The organism is Chloroflexus sp. MS-CIW-1 (assembly GCF_030444705.1).
Taxonomy (GTDB): domain Bacteria; phylum Chloroflexota; class Chloroflexia; order Chloroflexales; family Chloroflexaceae; genus Chloroflexus.
In genome coordinates, this window is the sequence record NZ_JAUBWR010000001.1 from 2,453,299 (window position 1) to 2,469,576 (window position 16,278).

Genomic DNA, 16,278 nt, shown 5'->3' on the forward strand with positions numbered 1-16,278 from the left:
GCTAACGATCCTCTAACTGCAACAATTGCTCTATCGACAGGCCAACCTGCGATCCGCCGGTAAATACCGAACCGGTTATCCGCCGTTCAAACCGACGTAAGGCCAGTTGGTATACGGCCTCAGGTAAAGGCGTGTACAACGCCTGTTGCGCAAACACGGCGCCGTTTTGTAGATACATTTGGACGAAGGCCTGCACGTGCGGCCGACTCGCCCTATCGGCGCGCACATAAATAAACAGCGGCCGAGACAGTGGCTGATAACGACCATCTGTTATCGTTTCTAGTGTTGGTGCAACGCAGTCATTTCCATTATCGATTGCCACAGCTCGTAGCTGCTGGGAATATTCAACGTAGTAGGCATAACCAAAAAATCCCAATCCTAACCGGTCTGCTGCAACATCCTGAGCCAGAAGATAATCGTCCTCGCTGGCCGTGTAATCGCTACGGCTCACACCTTCCGCACCAACAATTGCCGAGGTAAAATAATCATACGTTCCGGAGTCAACGCCAGCGCCGTACAGATGCAACGGTTCATCGGGCCAATCGGAGCGTATCTGATTCCAGCGCGTGATTGTACCCTGCGCTTCTGGCGCCCACATACGCTGAAGCTCGGCTACAGTCAAACACTGCGCCCAATCATTCTGAGGATTAACCACAACCGTCAATCCATCGAATGCTATTGGTAGCTCGATAAAGGCGATGCCCTGTGCGGCACATGCGTCCATCTCGCTCTGCTTGATCGGACGGGAAGCATTGGAAATATCGGTCTCGCCAGCACAAAAACGAGTAAAGCCGCCACCGGTGCCACTGACCCCTAAGCGTACGGCTACATCAGGGGCAAGCTGGCTAAAGGCTACAGCGACCTGCTCAGTAATTGGAAAGACAGTACTGGAGCCATCGATTTTAATTTCACCACGAAGCTGACCGAAATCAATCGCCGGGAGTGAAATTGCTGTTGACCGAGTCAACTGTGGTGTAGGCGTTGGTGTTGGCAAAGAGATGTTCGTCGGTTGTGCGGCGGGCATTGAACCACACGCAGCGAGTGATAAGACAATAAAACTGTAGATAAGCAAGCGCAGATACCGCATGTGTTGTCACAGATGTCTTGCAATTAATCGGCAAAGCGCAATTGCATAACCCTGACTATTGTAACACTTTGACTGATCGTCGTTGGTTAAGAAAATATTAAGCGTCCTTGAAGGCTTGAGGAACAGGCTTCACAAACGGTTATTGAGCGCGTAATCAACCTCCCAATGACGCATCGCAGTTAACCAGGCGCATGGCAACTATTGTTTGGCACATCAACACACTATCGCTCCCAGTAAGGGTGACCAGGGGAGAACCAACCCCTACAGTTACACTGGAGCGTTGGTATCATTGTTCTTTTCTCGCTTCTTCCCCTCTTTCAGGGCAAGTTGAGAAATCTGAAACTCCCTATTCGTGGCACTTCATATATTGACAAACTTCAATATATCTGCTACATTCACCGGCAGGATCGCTTATCACGGGAGGACAAATGGTTGCACAAAACACCGATCAGGATAGTGTGAAGCTCAGGGTAGGATGCTGCACGCCATTCATCGATGAACCACTGACCGAGAGTGAGGTAACCCACCTTGCCGAGACCTTATCCTTACTTGCTCATCCGATACGTCTGCGCATCCTTGCTATTCTGGCACGTCATGCCGGTCACGTCTGCGTTTGTGATCTCGAAGCAGCGCTCCCCGTAAAACAGCCGACCGTTTCTCATCACCTGCGTTTATTACGCGACGGTGGATTGATCGAGGGTGAACGGCGTGGACAGTGGATCTATTACGCAATTCACCGCGAGGCGCTAGCTCGTGTTCGGGCGATGATTCATACTTTCTTCGATCAGCTTGGCGAGGCGTGAGTCGAGTTGAGGAGGGTGTTTTTTTATTGTCAGTATATTGATATTCTTCAATATAATCCTGAAAGGAGCAGGTATGCCATACCCTATCGCAATCATCGGCGCCGGACCGGTCGGGTTAGCCGCTGCGGCCCATCTTGCCGAACGAAGCGAGCCATTTGTGGTGCTGGAAGCTGGTGCTGAGGCTGGTGCAGCCGTCTTACGCTGGGGCCATGTGCAGATGTTTACCCCGTGGCGCTATTGTGTTGATACAGCAGCTCATCGTTTATTGTCGGCTGCTGGCTGGCAGATGCCGCCATCCGATACATTTCCGACCGGCGCCGAACTCGTTACCCATTATCTTGCACCTTTGGCTGCCCTACCTGAGCTGGCCTCTTCCATACGTTATCGCCAGCGAGTTGTGGCGGTTGCACGCCGTGGTCATGACCGGCAACGTGGCCGTGATCGGCAGGCGGTACCGTTTCAATTGACCCTGGTTGATGATGCAGGTCAGGAGTCGCTCTTATTGGCACGTGCAGTTATCGACGCTTCTGGCACGTACCTTTCACCCAATCCGCTGGGAGCAGCCGGAGTTCCGGCCATTGGCGAACGCAGAGTAGCCGATCATATCTTCTACGGTATTCCTGACATTTTAGGCCGCCTCCGCTCACGCTACGCCAACCGTCGGGTGTTGGTTGCCGGCAGTGGTCATTCGGCGTTCAATGCCTTGCTCGATCTGGTAACTCTGCGTGCAACTGAACCGGCAACGCAGATCATCTGGCTAGTACGACGCGATGCCACCAATCTTGAGCGTATGTTTGGTGGTGGCGAAGCCGATGCTCTGGTCGCACGTGGTCGACTAGGAATGCAAATACGGTCACTCATTGCAGAGGGACGAGTGACAATGGTGACCGGCTGGCAAACCGATCAGGTGCGACAGACAGATGACGGCCTGGTAGTCAGTGACGGTGAGCGAAGCCTCCCTCCGGTTGACGAGATTATTGTCTGTACCGGTTTTCGGCCTGATCTGACAATCATGCGCGAATTGCGCCTGGCGCTGGATCCCGTTGTTGAGGCACCGGTGGCTCTGGCCCCGCTGATCGACCCCAATCTGCATAGTTGCGGTACAGTTCCACCACATGGTTTTACCGAATTGCACCATCCTGAACCAGATGTCTTCATTGTGGGAATGAAAAGTTACGGTCGAGCACCTACGTTTTTGCTCTTGACCGGCTATGAACAGGTGCGTTCGGTAACGGCGGCATTGTGTGGCGATTGGGAAGCTGCTCGTCGGGTGGAGCTGAAACTACCGGAGACAGGGGTCTGTAGCGGACCAGGTGGTTATGATAATCAGTGTTGTACGTCTGCAATAACCACGTTTTCCGCGACAATTGAGTTACAATCGGTGCCACACTCATGTTGTTAAAGCAACTATGGTCTGGTCGCCTGTATTACGGCTGGGTGATGCTGTTGACCGTCTCGGTCACCGAAGTCATTTCGTGGGGCATTTTGTACTATGCCTACAGTGTGTTCATCTCACCGATGACCACCGATCTGGGAGTCGGTCAACTCACTATAACTACCGGTTATTCAGTGACACTGCTGACCAATGGGCTGGCAGCACCATTGATTGGTTGGTGGCTTGATCGCTACGGTAGCCGTGGACTAATGACGGCAGGTTCACTCGCAGGCTGCGGGTTGCTCATACTCTGGTCGCAGATCACCACACCGCTACAGCTCTACCTGGTAATGGCCGGGGTTGGTATTGCCAGCGCTGCCGTTCTGTACGAACCGGCGTTTGCAATTATTGCCACCTGGTTTCGTCGCGAGCGCGGTCGGGCACTGCAAGTATTAACCTTCTTCGGGGCCTGGGCCAGCTTTATCTTCATTCCGCTGGCCGGTTGGCTGGTCGATCTGATAGGCTGGCGCTTAGCGTTACTGGTACTGGCGGCAATCATGGCACTCACCATCCCGCCCCATGCACTGGTGCTGCGACGATGCCCAGCCGATCTAGGGTTGACACCTGATGGTGTGTTATCGGCAACAGACCTTACGATTTTTCCTGAACCCTCCGTGCGAGTGGGAGTGGCAATCAGGGACTTACGTTTTTGGTTACTGAGTATTGCGTTCGCAATGAGTGGGTTTGCGACAGTAACCATGACGATCCAGCTTATCCCCTACCTCCTGAGCCGCGGCGAAACCCTGGTATTTGCCGCTGCCATCGCCGGAGTGCATGGTTTTATGTCATTGCTCGGTCGCTTGTTCCTCGGCCCCTTCGGCGAACGATGGTCACGCCGATTGGTGACGATTGGTCTGTTTGGGATGCAGATCATCGGGCTGACAGTTTTGATGTTTTCTACACATCCTTTTGCCGCACTGATATACATCGCACTCTTCGGTGCAGGTGCTGGAACACAAACCATCATGCGAGCAGCACTCATTGCTGAAGAGTATGGATCGGTAAACTATGGAGTTATTAGTGGTATTCAGAATATCATTCTCACCGTTGCTCGGACTGTAGCACCGATCGTTACCGGACTGCTGGTAGAACGGATCGGGTACAACGGTATGGTATGCTCGCTGATTGGTCTGCTGGCGGTCGGAGTACTTGCCCTCTTCATGGTGGAAAAACGTAACGTTGCCCAGGTTTGACTCATCTTAATCAACGAAAGCATAAGCAGCACATGGAGCAACTTCATGAAACGACGAGTGGTGATCATTGGTGGCGGTGCAGCCGGCATGAGTGCGGCAGCCAAAGCACGACGAACTGATGCCGAGCTTGATATTGTCGTGTACGAGCGATCCGGTTTTGTGAGCTATGGTGCTTGTGGTTTTCCCTACGTTATCAAGGGTGAGATTGCCCGAATTGAAGATGTGATTGTACGCACACCTGAACAGTTTGCCCGACAGGGCATTCAAGCGCTCATTCATCACGAAGTGTTGGCAATTGATACTGAACGGCAAACGGTACGAGTACGTGATTTGACCGGTGGACATGAGTTTGTTGACCATTGGGATGAGTTAGTGCTTACCACCGGTGGTCAACCGGTTCGTCCCCCTCTCCCTGGCGTCGATTTACCTGGTGTTTTTACATTGCGGAACGTTGAGGATGCACGGGCGATCCAGCACTGGCTGCATGAACAACAACCCCGAACTGGGGTCATTATTGGTGGTGGTTATATTGGTTTAGAGATGGCCGAAGCGCTGGCTGCACATGGCGTACAATTAACGCTGATCGAGCGGCTATCGCAAGTACTACCGAGTTTCGATAATGAACTGGCGGCTCAGGTTGAGGCCGAATTACGGCAGCACCAAGTCGATGTTCGTCTGGGTCAGACTGTTCAGGCAATAGTCGGTGATGAACGGGTACGTGAAGTACTTATCGATGGGCAATCAATTCCGGCTGAAATAGTCATCCTTGCCGTTGGTGTACGACCAGGAGTTGCGCTTGCCCGTTCGGCTGGTATCGCGCTTGGAACAACCGGTGCGGTAGCGGTCGATGATCATCAGCGTACGAATGTTCCTCAAGTATGGGCGGCAGGTGACGTGGCCGAAGCCTTACATCGGGTGACGGGGAAACCGGTCTGGGTGCCACTGGGGACAACGGCAAACAAACAGGGGCGAGTTGCAGGCGAGAATCTGGCCGGTGGTGACGCACGATTTGGCGGAATTGTTGGTACGGTAGCAGTAAAGGTTTTTGATCTGGAAGCAGCGATGAGTGGTCTGTCCCTGGCACGTGCGCAGGCCGAAGGTTTTGCGGCCAGAGCAATCAGTGCGACGGCAAATTCACGTGCGCACTACATGCCGGGACATCAGCCAATTACCGTCTCACTTGTGTTTGATGAAACGAGCCGACGCCTGCTGGGCGGGCAGATGGTTGGTCATGAAGGTGTGGCCAAGCGAATCGACACTATTGCGGCAGCATTACAGGCTGGTTGGACCATTGACGAATTGGCAGAGTTGGATGCGAGCTATGCTCCACCTTTCGCACCGGTCTGGGATCCAATTCTGGTAGCGGCTAACCTGGCACGCAAGTAGGAAGGTTGTCCATCATCTGTCGGCAAAATCACCGAATCGTTTTGCCCTCACAAACGGTTATATATATGGAACCGAACAACATTGTAGGGTGAGGGCAACATGATTTCACTCCGCATGCACGAACTACCCGCGTATGATCAACCACGAGAACGACTGGCCCGATTGGGAGCGGGAGCCTTGAGCGATGCCGAACTGCTAGCAATCTTGCTGCGTGTCGGTACCAACGGCACCAATGTCTTGCAACTGGCTTACCAGTTGCTTGCCGAATGCGGTGGCTGGGCGGGGTTACAACTCCTCGATTTCAACGATCTCTGTCAGCGCCATGGCATTGGTACGAGTAAGGCGGCCAGCATCAAGGCGGCACTCGAAATCGGACGGCGTCTGGCCCGTAGTGGGATTGATGAGCGGTTCCCGATCCGCTCACCTGCCGATGTGGCAACGCTCTTGATGGTCGAAATGAGTCATCTCGATCAAGAGCATCTCCGTACCGTCTTGCTCGACACGAAAAATCGCGTCCAGCAAATCAATACAGTGTATATTGGCAGTCTTAATTCGGCTACTATTCGAGTTGGAGAGGTTTTCAAAGAGGCAGTACGGCGCAACAGTGCGGGCATTATCGTGGTACATAATCATCCATCGGGCGAGGCGACTCCTTCGATAGACGACATCGAGGTTACCCGACAGTTGGTGGCAGCCGGTCGCCTGCTCGATATAGAGCTGCTCGATCACTTGATTATCGGTCGTGGGCAGTACGTCAGTCTCCGCGAGCGCGGACTGGGTTTTGAGTGAGCGGTAATGAACGGCGCCTCGGTGATGGCGCGAGCAAGTACCTCGCGCCATTCAGGCTTCCTTTACAACAAGACGATGGCCGCGATACAACAGGTTAACTCAACGCCGGATGGCGTCGATGTTGGAAGATAGTATCGACACTCACGCCACTATGGATACGCTGAATGACTTCAGCGATCAGCGTACTGACCGAGAGGATTGTCAGACCAGGCCAACGACGTTCAGGCAGGATCGGGAGTGTATCGGTCACGACAACTTCCCGCAGCGAACTGGCGCGGAGCCGTTCAATCGCATTCCCGGCGAAGACGGCATGCACACAGCAGGCATAAATCTCGCTGGCGCCTTCCTTTTCGAGGAGTTGCACCACTTCGAGAATAGAACTACCGGTGGCAATCTCATCGTCAACGATCAGGCAGCGTTTCCCGCGTACATCACCGATGAGATTGAGGATTTCGGGAACGGTGAGCGAACCATCTTTACGATCAAAGTGCTGTAATCGGCGTTTCTCGGCAATTGCCAACGGCGCATTGAGTGCTTCGGCGAAATTACGGGCACGTTTCGCAAAACCAACATCCGGTGAAACCACGATGAGATCGTTCCAGCCCTTATCGGCAAAATAGCGCACCAGCAGATTCATCGCGGTCAATTCATCCATTGGGATTGAGAAGAATCCCTGAATCTGACCGGCGTGCAGATCGATAGTCATCACCTGATGAGCACCAGCAACCTGGATCATATCGGCTAGCAACCGTGCCGTAATCGGTACTCGAGGCTGATCTTTCTTGTCTGTTCGCCCGTAAGCATAATAAGGGATCACGGCAGTGATCCGACCGGCAGAAGCGCGCTTACAAGCATCAAGCATAATCAACAATTCCATAATCCGATCACTGAGATCGGGCATGGAGAGCGATTGAATGACAAAGACATCCTTTTCACGCACACTCTCGTTGAGCTTGACAAAGATATTTTCGTTACTAAACTTGACAATCGTAATATCACCTAGTGGCACACCGAGACGTTCGCTGATCGCACGAGCGAGTGGCAGATTGCCATTCCCAGCAAAGATCCGCATCTCATCGAAGCGGCTTCCCATTCCTTCCTCCTTAGTATGAGGTATTGCTTAAACAACACGCGAATCAATTGCAAACATCGCCAGTACTTCGGCACGTGATAGGCGCCAGCCTACCGGCAAACCATCAGGAGCAGCGAGATCATCATACGCAATGTGCAGCGCGCTCAACCCTGGTTGTTGAAGGAATATGGCTAGCGCCCGCGCCGGTGAAAGGGTAAGCAGCCGTGGTGAACGCGCCAGACCGGTACGTTGGGCAAAGCTGACGGCAGCATCAGCACTGAGAAACGCGAGCAGTAGACGAGGGCGTAACCCTGGCCTTGGGGTGTCACCGGATGCAGCCATCGTCGCGTCTACCGGTCGGTTCGTGCGATAGACATACAGTATTCGAGCCGGTTGTTGACCATCAGCGATCAGCCGTTGGTGAAACTTTGCTAAGGCATAGGTAACCTGAGCAATTTCACCACCGGCCTGGCGTACCACAGCAGCAAGCATAGCCAGATCGCGTTGGTCTGAGGCCATATCCACTCCGTTTCTACGCATACCTTCCTTATGGTACCGGTGTAGGACGCGGTTGTACGGTCTGTGGCCGTGGTTCACCAAAATAGAGTGCCGACCCAAGTAGACCAAGTTGCACAACGTAGGGAGTGCCAGCAGCTTCAGGGTGTAGCTCAAAACGAGCACGCTCAAAATACTGTACCCGAAAAGCACGTCCATCAGGTTGTACTTCATCAAATTCGGCGCTAATCGGGTAGCCGAATGACATCAGACCACCATTCTCTTCCCAAAACTGGAGAAACAGTCCACCTACGCCGAAACCCGTTTCGGGAAAATAACGCAAGCCCGGACGCGACTCAAAGGGTTCAGGTCGTAGAAAGGTGCGTCCGGCCACATACTCAACCCCCACCAGACCGATCTGAAACTCGTAGGGCGTACCGGCCAGTTCGGGCCAGTGTTCGACCCTGGCGCGTTCAAACCACTGCACCTCACGTCCATTTAAGAACAACGCTGGGCTAATCGGCAACCCAAGCCGACGGAGACCGCCGAGTTGTTCGTAGGCAGCAGCAAACCTTGGCGCAACCTCTATTACGGTGGGAGCAACCCCAGCTCGATATTCAGCAGTGGCAACGTTTGTTGACGCTTGTAAAATCAAATCACGCGGTGCGAGGCGATTTGCTCTGGCAGTAGGACGACCAATACCACTAATTCCGATGATAATAAGCGCCAGGATGATTAACACCAGAACGCCTAACGCTACCACCATACCAACACGTAGCCGATTGTTACGAGCCGGTCGCTGGCGGAGAGGCTTCGTTGTAGCCGGATCTGGAATCGGCGCAGTTGTGGTTGGTTGCGCACCATTCGGATTGGCAGTATCCTGTGGTGAAACCTGGTTTGGAGTTCGCTCATCGATCACTCCTGTATATGAGCGAGAATCTCATCAGCCACAGCCCGTAGTTCATCCATGCTGGCCGTTCCCGGACGCCACAACTTCACCGAACGGTCACCTTCCCAGCGAGGGATAATGTGGACATGATAGTGAAATACGACTTGCCCAGCAGCCGCACCGTTATTCTGAATCACATTGAACCCATCGGGCTTCAGAGCGTTAACGATAGCCCTGGCAACCCGTTGTGTCGTGAGGGCGACTGCTGATACCAGCTCAGGCGGCAAATCGAGGAGACCCGGCAATTCAGGTTTGGCAATCACCAGCGCATGACCACGGGCTGCCGGATTAATGTCAAGAAACGAGAGGGTTAAATCATCTTCGTACAGCTTGAAGGCAGGAATTTCACCGCGCACGATTCGAGTAAAGACCGATGTCATAACACCTCCGAAGCGTCACTTAGCGAAGCGAGGTCTTCTTGTTCTCTGAGTGTACCAGGATAACGGTTGAGCCATGCCAGCGCAACTACGCCCAGCAGGACCCCAAACCAGAGGGTACAAAAACGGATCACAATAGTGGCAGTCGTCGCCGCACTGGCACTTAGACCGACCAGTGCCAACAACAAACCAACACTGCTTACCTCCGATGCGCCTAACCCACCGGGAAGAAACGAAACCAGACCAAACAGAGTACTGGCAGCAAAAATAAAGGTGGCCTGCAACAACAACAACCACGATGGTATACTGCCAACCCCCATTAATACCCAAAAGAAGGCCAGACACTCAAAACCCCAGGAAATAACGCTTATCATCGTCGAGATCAACAGAATCCGCCAATGGAGTAACTGGGCCGTTGTGGTATAGATTGTCTCAAGCCGTGGCGCAAGTCGTTGACCCAACGGCAGACGTGCGATCATTCTGATGATCGCGAGGGCCAGCGTTTGCCGCTGCACAATCATAATCCCAATGATCGTTAAAAGTACCAGTATCACGAAAAGCGGTCGTGCTGGCGGGTAGAGCGTCAGCCCCAACCCCATTAGCAGCAGCATTGCGATGCCATCGGTTAATCGTTCGGCCAATACAATCGGCGCCGACCGACTGATCGGCGTGCCGTTGCGCTGCCGCAACAGGAACGATTTCAGCACCTCACCCATTTTTCCTGGCGTTACTGACATCACCAGACCGGCAGTAAAAATGAGACCGCTGGTTGATCGATCAATATCGCGATCCAGCTTCAAATAGCGGAGGTAGTAATCCCATTTCAGCCAGCGCAACCAGTAATTGATAACGGTGCCGATCAAAATAAGGGGGAGCAGCACCCAATCAAACGTCAGCAGATCATTCCCGACAGCACGAAGATCGCTAAACAAACTGATCGCGATCACAACTGCCAGGCCGATGATGAGCGAGGTCAAAATCGATTTGCGCAATCCGGCGCGCAAGGAGGTTGTAGCAGCTTTTTGTCCCATAGCGGCTCAATTATAGCATAGGAGGGAGATTGTTCTGGGTGAAAGCAGGTGCAGAACCGGTGACTATCGAGTACAATACTGGAAGAAATTGGTTACCAGCGCGAGGACATCTATGTCGATCCGTCTCACCCTGTTCGGTCTACTCTTCCTCTCCGTATTGGTAGCAACGATTCCGGTCACTCCGCTGCAAGCAGCCCATACGACTGACCTCATTGTGAAAGTCGCAAATCCACAGACGATAACAATGGTCACGAGGGCAATTCGTGCGCAACGCAGCGAGCCTCTCGGAGGACAAACCTATCTCATTCGCTTACCTGCCGGTATGCCTTCTGAACTGGCCCTTGCCCACATTCGATCCCTCAACGGCGTGATCTACGCCGTACCAGACTATGAGCGCACCATAAGCCGTACCTCTAACGATCCACTACGGGATCAGCAGTGGGCATTGGGGACGATTGCCGCTTACGATGCGTGGGACATTACAACCGGTGGGCCAGTCGTGATCGCAGTTATTGATACGGGAGTTGACGCAAATCATCCTGAGCTGGCAGGTCGTGTCCTGGGTGGATTTAATGCCATTACCGGTAGTTCCAATTCCGGCGACGATAATGGTCATGGCACTGCGGTAGCTGGCATCATCGCTGCCAGCGGCGATAATGGTGAAGGCATTGCTGGGCTATGCTGGGGATGTGTCATCTTACCAATCAAGGCCTGTTTGAGAAATGGTCGTTGTCGCGACTCCAGCGTCATTAGTGCCATTCGCTGGGCAACCGATAACGGTGCACGGATTATCAATCTCAGTCTGGGCGGATCATCACCTTCGCCGGCGCTCCAGGAAGCGGTACGCTATGCCAATGAACGAGGTGTACTGATTGTTGCAGCGAGTGGTAACGAACGAGCTGAAGGAAACACCCCAAACTATCCGGCAGCCTACGCAGAGGCCCTGGCAGTCGGGGCAACCGGGTATAGCGATGAAGTGACTGGCTTTTCTAATACCGGCGACTTTATTGATCTAGTTGCACCAGGCATTGATATTGCCACTACGATACCGGGCAATGGCTATGCGCTGGCAACCGGTACATCATTTGCCAGCCCGTTCGTGAGCGGTGCCGCAGCACTGATTATGACGTTACGACCCGATCTGAGCAACAGCGATGTACGCTGTGTGCTGGCGATTAGCGCCGATGATCGCGGAGCACCTGGTCGTGATAGCGAATACGGGTACGGACGCCTGAACGTTTTGACAGCGCTCCAAACGGCGACAACCTATGGCGGTTGTCCACTTGGAACACCTGTTGGCGGGAGTGCGGTTAGCTTCGACCCTTTTGCGCGTGTTGATGCACCAACTGATGGCCGTATCTATTTCCCTGAAACCGGACATACACTAGGTGGCGGCTTTCGGGTATACTGGGAACAGAACGGTGGCTTACCGATCTTTGGATTTCCGATCAGCGAAGAGTTTACTGAGATCAGTAGCGATGGTCGGCCAGTGACCGTCCAATACTTCGAGCGTCACCGGTTTGAATGGCGACCAGAAAATGCCCCGCCGTACAATGTTCTTCTTTCCCGGATCGGTGATGATATTCTGCGTCGGCAAGGGCGCGACTGGATGACCTTTGAACAGAGTGGGCCAATTTCTGGTTGCCGCTACTTTGCCGAGACGAATCAGTCGGTGTGTGAACCATTTTTGAGTTACTGGCAGCGCAATGGTTTGGAGTTTGATGGACGTCCCGGTAAGAGTTATGCAGAAAGTCTAGCTCTGTTCGGACTTCCGCTCTCAACGCCACGAGTGGAAGAAACCCAACCGGGAACGATTGTGATTGTACAATGGTTTGAACGGGCACGCTTCGAGTTGCATCCTGATGGACAAGTATTATTGGGCTTGTTAGGAAATGAGTTATTAGGGCGATAAATCTCGCCGACCGTTCTCGCGCGAGTGCTTGTGCTATACGTCAAGAGTAGGGTAGCGCCGTTCCCCCACAGGTGTAACCCGACGCTGGCCGAATGGTGAGAGGCTTATAATGCTTATCGGTGCTCAAACGAGGCGTGGATCTTGGCATGTGACACTTTTAGATGGACACCAATTGGAATGACGCACGTCATTCGCGAGTCGTGACCGGAGACACTAGACAGCCGCAGCAAGAAAACCGCATACTACAGCATAAAGGAGCATAAAGGTCCTGAGAAAGTCTCATCACGCTCTGATAAAAATATGAGAAACAAGACAGATACCACTATACCCGATCACCAGCCGGAACATTTTTTACCCGCTGAGGAACGCATCAATGTGATCACCCATGGTTTAGGCGCACTTATCAGCGCACTGGCCGGTGCCATCTTGCTTGGCATGGTCTGGCAGCGTGGTGATGGTTGGCAGATTGCCGGTGCCACAACCTTTTGTGTGACGCTTACCCTCCTCTACCTAGCCTCAACCCTTTATCACGCCAGTCGTAGCCGTCGCCGACGGGCCATACTCGAGGTCTTCGATCATAGTGCTATCTTTCTGCTGATCGCCGGTACGTATACTCCGTTTACCCTGATCAGCCTGCGCGGTACACTGGGCTGGACGTTGTTTGGTCTGGTTTGGGGTTTGGCTCTAGCCGGTGTGGTAATGAAACTTTTTCTCACTGGTCGGTTTCGTTTACTTTCGACGTTGATCTACATCGGATTGGGATGGCTGGTAGTTATTGCTGCCGATCAGGTGTTACAGACCCTCAGCCCACTAACGATTGGGCTATTGGTTGCCGGTGGTGTGGCCTACACCGCCGGAACGCCATTTTACATGTTATCACAGCGACGTTACATGCACGCTATCTGGCACGGCTTCGTGCTCCTCGGCAGCCTGTTTCATTTTATCGCGGTAGCGTTGGTTGTCTTTTAAGAGTATATCCGGACTCCCTCACCTTCCCCCCTAGCCCCCCTTCCTCTCCCACACAGGGCGAGGAAGGGGGGAAGTTGGCCCCCCCCTCACCTTCCCCCCTAGTCCCTTTCTCGCCCACGCAGGGCGAGGAAGGGGGGATGGTTGGTTCCCCTCACCTTCCCCCCTAGTCCCTTTCTCGCCCACGCAGGGCGAGGAAGGGGGGAGGTTGGCTCCCCCTCACCTTCCCCCTAGCCCCCCTTCCTCTCCCACACAGGGCGAGGAGGGGGGGTTGGCACCCCCTCACCTTCCCCCTAGTCCCTTTCTCGCCCACGCAGGGCGAGGAAGGGGGGGGTTGGCTCCCCCTCACCTTCCCCCTAGCCCCCTTCCTCTCCCGCGCTGCGGGCGAGGAGGGGGGTTGGTTCCCCTCACCTTCCCCCTAGTCCCTTTCTCGCCCACGTAGGGCGAGGAAAGGGGGATGGTTGGTTCCCCTCACCTTCCCCCTAGCCCCCTTCCTCTCCCACACAGGGCGAGGAGGGGGGAGGTTGGCCCCCCTCACCTTCCCCCTAGCCCCCCTTCCTCTCCCACACAGGGCGAGGAAGGGGGAAGTTGGCCCCCCCCTCACCTTCCCCCTAGTCCCTTTCTCGCCCACGCAGGGCGAGGAAGGGGGATGGTTGGTTCCCCTCACCTTCCCCCTAGTCCCTTTCTCGCCCACGCAGGGGGCGAGGAAGGGGGAGGTGGCTCCCCCTCACCTTCCCCCTAGCCCCCCTTCCTCGCCCGCAGCGCGGGAGAGGGGGGGGGAGGTTGGTTCCCCTCACCTTGCGATGCACGAGATTCATGAGGAGGGGCGAGGCACCGCCTCTCCCCTACAGGGGGATACACGACGATGGTCACGTAGCGCCGATCCAACCTATCCTGTTGCAGCAGGTAGGGGCACAGCGGCGCTGCGCCCGTCCATCTATCGATGGGTTGCCTCCATGACACCGTGGTTATTCGGATAGGCACGACAAGCAATAGGGTTGGGTCGTGAACCCAACCCTGATCGTGTTGATGCAGCGAGGATCGTTCTGCCCCTGCGCACGGGCCATCGGAGCATTTTCAGATACGCTCTTACCTGCCCCTTGCACCACCTTAGAAAATTGCCAGATACCGATCAATCTCCCACTGCGATACGTAAGCCCGGTAGCTCTCCCATTCTTGCTGCTTGGCATCGAGGAAGCGTTCGGCAACCGATGGCCCAATCGCTTCGAGGATTACCTCATCTTCGCGGAGTGCATCGAGAGCCGAACCGAGCGAGGTAGGGAGCATCGCCAGACCACGAGCACGTGGATCGACATGGAACAAATCTTCTTCTGCCGCATCGCGCAGTGGTAATTTGCGTCGTATCCCGTCTAGTCCGGCTGCAAGCATTGCCGTGTAGGCCAGATAGGGATTACAGGCCGGATCGGGGCAACGCAGCTCAATGCGGGTTGACTGGTGCCTACCCGCTGTAATACGCGGTACGCGCACCAGAGCAGAACGATTAGTACGACCCCACGAGATATGTACTGGCGCTTCAAAACCAGGAATCAGTCGTTTGTATGAATTGACCAGCGGCGCCAGCAACACGCACATCCCACGTGCGTGCGCCAGCAAACCGGCGATAAAGTGTCGGGCCAGTGGCGAAAGACCATAAGGGTCTTCTGGATCGGCAAAGAGGTTCTTGCCGGTTTCGCGATCCACGAGGCTCTGATGCACATGCATGCCGCTTCCATTCACGCCAGCCAGTGGCTTAGGCATAAATGTGGCATGGAGACCGTTACGTTGGGCAACTGCCTTCAGCGCTACCCGCGCTGTTATCAGATGATCGGCTGAACTGAGCGCATCAGCGTAGCGTAAATCGATCTCGTGCTGTCCGGGAGCTACTTCGTGATGTACCGCCTCAACCGTAATTCCCATGGCCTGTAAAGTACGGGCCATCTGACGACGGATATGAGTTGCCAGATCGGTTGATACGTCGAAATAACCGGCTTTGTCGTGCGGTTCAAGAATCTGACCATTCTGATCAGTCTTGAAGAGAAAGAACTCCAGTTCAGGAGCAACCATAAACCGGTAGCCGATAGCAGCAGCCTGATCGAGCATGCGACGAAGCACGTTGCGCGGATCACCGGCAAACGGTTTGCCATCAGGGGTATAGACCGAGCAGATCAGGCGGGCAGTAATCAAGCCATGCTCTTGATCCCACGGAATTATTGCGTAGGTCGAGATGTCGGGCACGAGGTACATATCGCTCTCGACCAGTCGGGCAAAACCCTCTATCGAAGAGCCATCAAACCAAACGCCGTGATCGAGAGCATCCGGCAACTCCTCAACCGGTATCGTTACCGTCTTCCCGATCCCCAGGACATCGGTGAACTGCAAATTCACAAAAGCGACATTATCTGCTTTAACGCGACGCAATAGCGTTTCGCGAGGATCATCACTCATGAGCGGTACTCCTTCCTGGCGAGCAGCACTCAATGTAGGCTGTTACCCATTTCCTGTACTATACCATACTCCATGACGCTGATCCGGAATTTAAAAGTGAGGAGTGAGAAGGAGCAGACTTATTACTGACCTTACTCCGCTGGGGGGATGCTCCCTTCCGTCATCACCACCGATGGTCTCACCTATTGTGAGCGAGTCGTTTACCGATAGTCTGGGCGCAGCAGTGCTGTACCTGTCCACTATCAGCGATTGAGCAACTCTACGCATAAACTAATGTCGGGTGTGAACGAAAGGTGCATGCACCGCGCATCGCACTGCACCGGGAAGGGCAGCTTCCT

At 54.2% G+C, this 16,278-nt stretch carries 14 protein-coding genes; 7 read left to right on the forward strand and 7 right to left on the reverse strand.

What is annotated here, in order from left to right; all coding sequences use genetic code 11:
• Window position 1 precedes the first annotated feature (1 nt).
• On the reverse strand, window positions 2-1,087 hold the full coding sequence (locus QTO31_RS09680) for a PstS family phosphate ABC transporter substrate-binding protein (protein ID WP_301428932.1): 1,086 nt from the start codon (window positions 1,085-1,087) through the stop codon (window positions 2-4).
• Window positions 1,088-1,515: 428 nt separating this feature from the next.
• Here QTO31_RS09680 and QTO31_RS09685 point away from each other — a divergent pair, with 428 nt between their 5' ends.
• The 5 genes from QTO31_RS09685 to radC all read left to right on the forward strand — a co-directional run bounded on the left by QTO31_RS09685 (window position 1,516) and on the right by radC (window position 6,693).
• Window positions 1,516-1,890, forward strand: coding sequence for an ArsR/SmtB family transcription factor (locus QTO31_RS09685; RefSeq protein WP_035419660.1), 375 nt, complete (start codon window positions 1,516-1,518; stop codon window positions 1,888-1,890).
• Window positions 1,891-1,963: 73 nt separating this feature from the next.
• A complete protein-coding gene (locus QTO31_RS09690) occupies window positions 1,964-3,292 on the forward strand; it encodes an FAD-dependent oxidoreductase (protein WP_301428933.1) in 1,329 nt (442 codons plus the stop codon).
• Window positions 3,283-4,518, forward strand: coding sequence for an MFS transporter (locus tag QTO31_RS09695; RefSeq protein ID WP_051871203.1), 1,236 nt, complete (start codon window positions 3,283-3,285; stop codon window positions 4,516-4,518). Before QTO31_RS09690 ends, QTO31_RS09695 begins: the two co-directional genes overlap by 10 nt.
• Window positions 4,519-4,563: 45 nt before the next feature.
• Window positions 4,564-5,904 (forward strand): FAD-dependent oxidoreductase, encoded by a 1,341-nt coding sequence (locus QTO31_RS09700; protein WP_301428934.1) that lies wholly within the window; start codon window positions 4,564-4,566, stop codon window positions 5,902-5,904.
• Window positions 5,905-6,003: 99 nt separating this feature from the next.
• Window positions 6,004-6,693: a RadC family protein gene (gene radC, locus QTO31_RS09705; RefSeq protein WP_031461098.1), complete on the forward strand. Its 690-nt coding sequence runs from the start codon at window positions 6,004-6,006 to the stop codon at window positions 6,691-6,693.
• A gap of 94 nt (window positions 6,694-6,787) precedes the next feature.
• Here radC and QTO31_RS09710 read toward each other — a convergent pair whose 3' ends face one another.
• The 5 genes from QTO31_RS09710 to QTO31_RS09730 are packed head-to-tail and all read right to left on the reverse strand — an operon-like array spanning window position 6,788 to window position 10,617.
• Window positions 6,788-7,786, reverse strand: a complete 999-nt coding sequence (locus tag QTO31_RS09710; RefSeq protein WP_031461099.1) for a ribose-phosphate diphosphokinase — start codon at window positions 7,784-7,786, stop codon at window positions 6,788-6,790.
• Window positions 7,787-7,813: 27 nt separating this feature from the next.
• Entirely contained in the window at window positions 7,814-8,284 is a 471-nt protein-coding gene (locus QTO31_RS09715) for a hypothetical protein (protein ID WP_031461100.1), read from the reverse strand.
• A gap of 28 nt (window positions 8,285-8,312) precedes the next feature.
• A complete protein-coding gene (locus QTO31_RS09720; RefSeq protein ID WP_301428935.1) occupies window positions 8,313-9,179 on the reverse strand; it encodes a hypothetical protein in 867 nt (288 codons plus the stop codon).
• Window positions 9,176-9,589 carry an HIT family protein gene (locus QTO31_RS09725; protein WP_031461102.1) on the reverse strand — a complete coding sequence of 138 codons (414 nt, stop codon included), beginning with the start codon at window positions 9,587-9,589 and terminating at the stop codon, window positions 9,176-9,178. The genes QTO31_RS09720 and QTO31_RS09725 overlap by 4 nt, the downstream gene beginning before the upstream one ends.
• Window positions 9,586-10,617, reverse strand: a complete 1,032-nt coding sequence (locus tag QTO31_RS09730; protein WP_301428936.1) for a lysylphosphatidylglycerol synthase transmembrane domain-containing protein — start codon at window positions 10,615-10,617, stop codon at window positions 9,586-9,588. Before QTO31_RS09730 ends, QTO31_RS09725 begins: the two co-directional genes overlap by 4 nt.
• 112 nt (window positions 10,618-10,729) lie before the next feature.
• On the opposite strand from QTO31_RS09730, the gene QTO31_RS09735 reads away from it, so the two are divergent.
• Together QTO31_RS09735 and trhA are read left to right on the forward strand one after the other, a co-directional pair.
• Window positions 10,730-12,529, forward strand: coding sequence for a S8 family peptidase (locus QTO31_RS09735; protein ID WP_301428937.1), 1,800 nt, complete (start codon window positions 10,730-10,732; stop codon window positions 12,527-12,529).
• 300 nt (window positions 12,530-12,829) lie between these two features.
• On the forward strand, window positions 12,830-13,498 hold the full coding sequence (gene trhA / locus QTO31_RS09740; protein ID WP_301428938.1) for a PAQR family membrane homeostasis protein TrhA: 669 nt from the start codon (window positions 12,830-12,832) through the stop codon (window positions 13,496-13,498).
• 1,107 nt (window positions 13,499-14,605) lie between these two features.
• On the opposite strand, the gene glnA is transcribed toward trhA, so the two are convergent.
• Complete coding sequence (gene glnA / locus QTO31_RS09745) at window positions 14,606-15,940, reverse strand: type I glutamate--ammonia ligase (protein ID WP_031461114.1); 1,335 nt, start codon at window positions 15,938-15,940, stop codon at window positions 14,606-14,608.
• Window positions 15,941-16,278 lie beyond the last annotated feature (338 nt).

What these genes read in the sequence shown, in the direction of transcription:
- QTO31_RS09695 (WP_051871203.1), top strand. Translation starts at nt 3,283, where the DNA reads ATGTTGTTAAAGCAACTATGGTCTGGTCGCCTGTATTACGGCTGGGTG.
- QTO31_RS09680 (WP_301428932.1), bottom strand. Translation starts at nt 1,087, where the DNA reads ATGCGGTATCTGCGCTTGCTTATCTACAGTTTTATTGTCTTATCACTC.
- radC (WP_031461098.1), top strand. Translation starts at nt 6,004, where the DNA reads ATGATTTCACTCCGCATGCACGAACTACCCGCGTATGATCAACCACGA.
- QTO31_RS09735 (WP_301428937.1), top strand. Translation starts at nt 10,730, where the DNA reads ATGTCGATCCGTCTCACCCTGTTCGGTCTACTCTTCCTCTCCGTATTG.
- QTO31_RS09725 (WP_031461102.1), bottom strand. Translation starts at nt 9,589, where the DNA reads ATGACATCGGTCTTTACTCGAATCGTGCGCGGTGAAATTCCTGCCTTC.
- QTO31_RS09715 (WP_031461100.1), bottom strand. Translation starts at nt 8,284, where the DNA reads ATGGCCTCAGACCAACGCGATCTGGCTATGCTTGCTGCTGTGGTACGC.
- trhA (WP_301428938.1), top strand. Translation starts at nt 12,830, where the DNA reads ATGAGAAACAAGACAGATACCACTATACCCGATCACCAGCCGGAACAT.
- QTO31_RS09690 (WP_301428933.1), top strand. Translation starts at nt 1,964, where the DNA reads ATGCCATACCCTATCGCAATCATCGGCGCCGGACCGGTCGGGTTAGCC.
- QTO31_RS09730 (WP_301428936.1), bottom strand. Translation starts at nt 10,617, where the DNA reads ATGGGACAAAAAGCTGCTACAACCTCCTTGCGCGCCGGATTGCGCAAA.
- QTO31_RS09685 (WP_035419660.1), top strand. Translation starts at nt 1,516, where the DNA reads ATGGTTGCACAAAACACCGATCAGGATAGTGTGAAGCTCAGGGTAGGA.
- QTO31_RS09700 (WP_301428934.1), top strand. Translation starts at nt 4,564, where the DNA reads ATGAAACGACGAGTGGTGATCATTGGTGGCGGTGCAGCCGGCATGAGT.
- QTO31_RS09710 (WP_031461099.1), bottom strand. Translation starts at nt 7,786, where the DNA reads ATGGGAAGCCGCTTCGATGAGATGCGGATCTTTGCTGGGAATGGCAAT.
- glnA (WP_031461114.1), bottom strand. Translation starts at nt 15,940, where the DNA reads ATGAGTGATGATCCTCGCGAAACGCTATTGCGTCGCGTTAAAGCAGAT.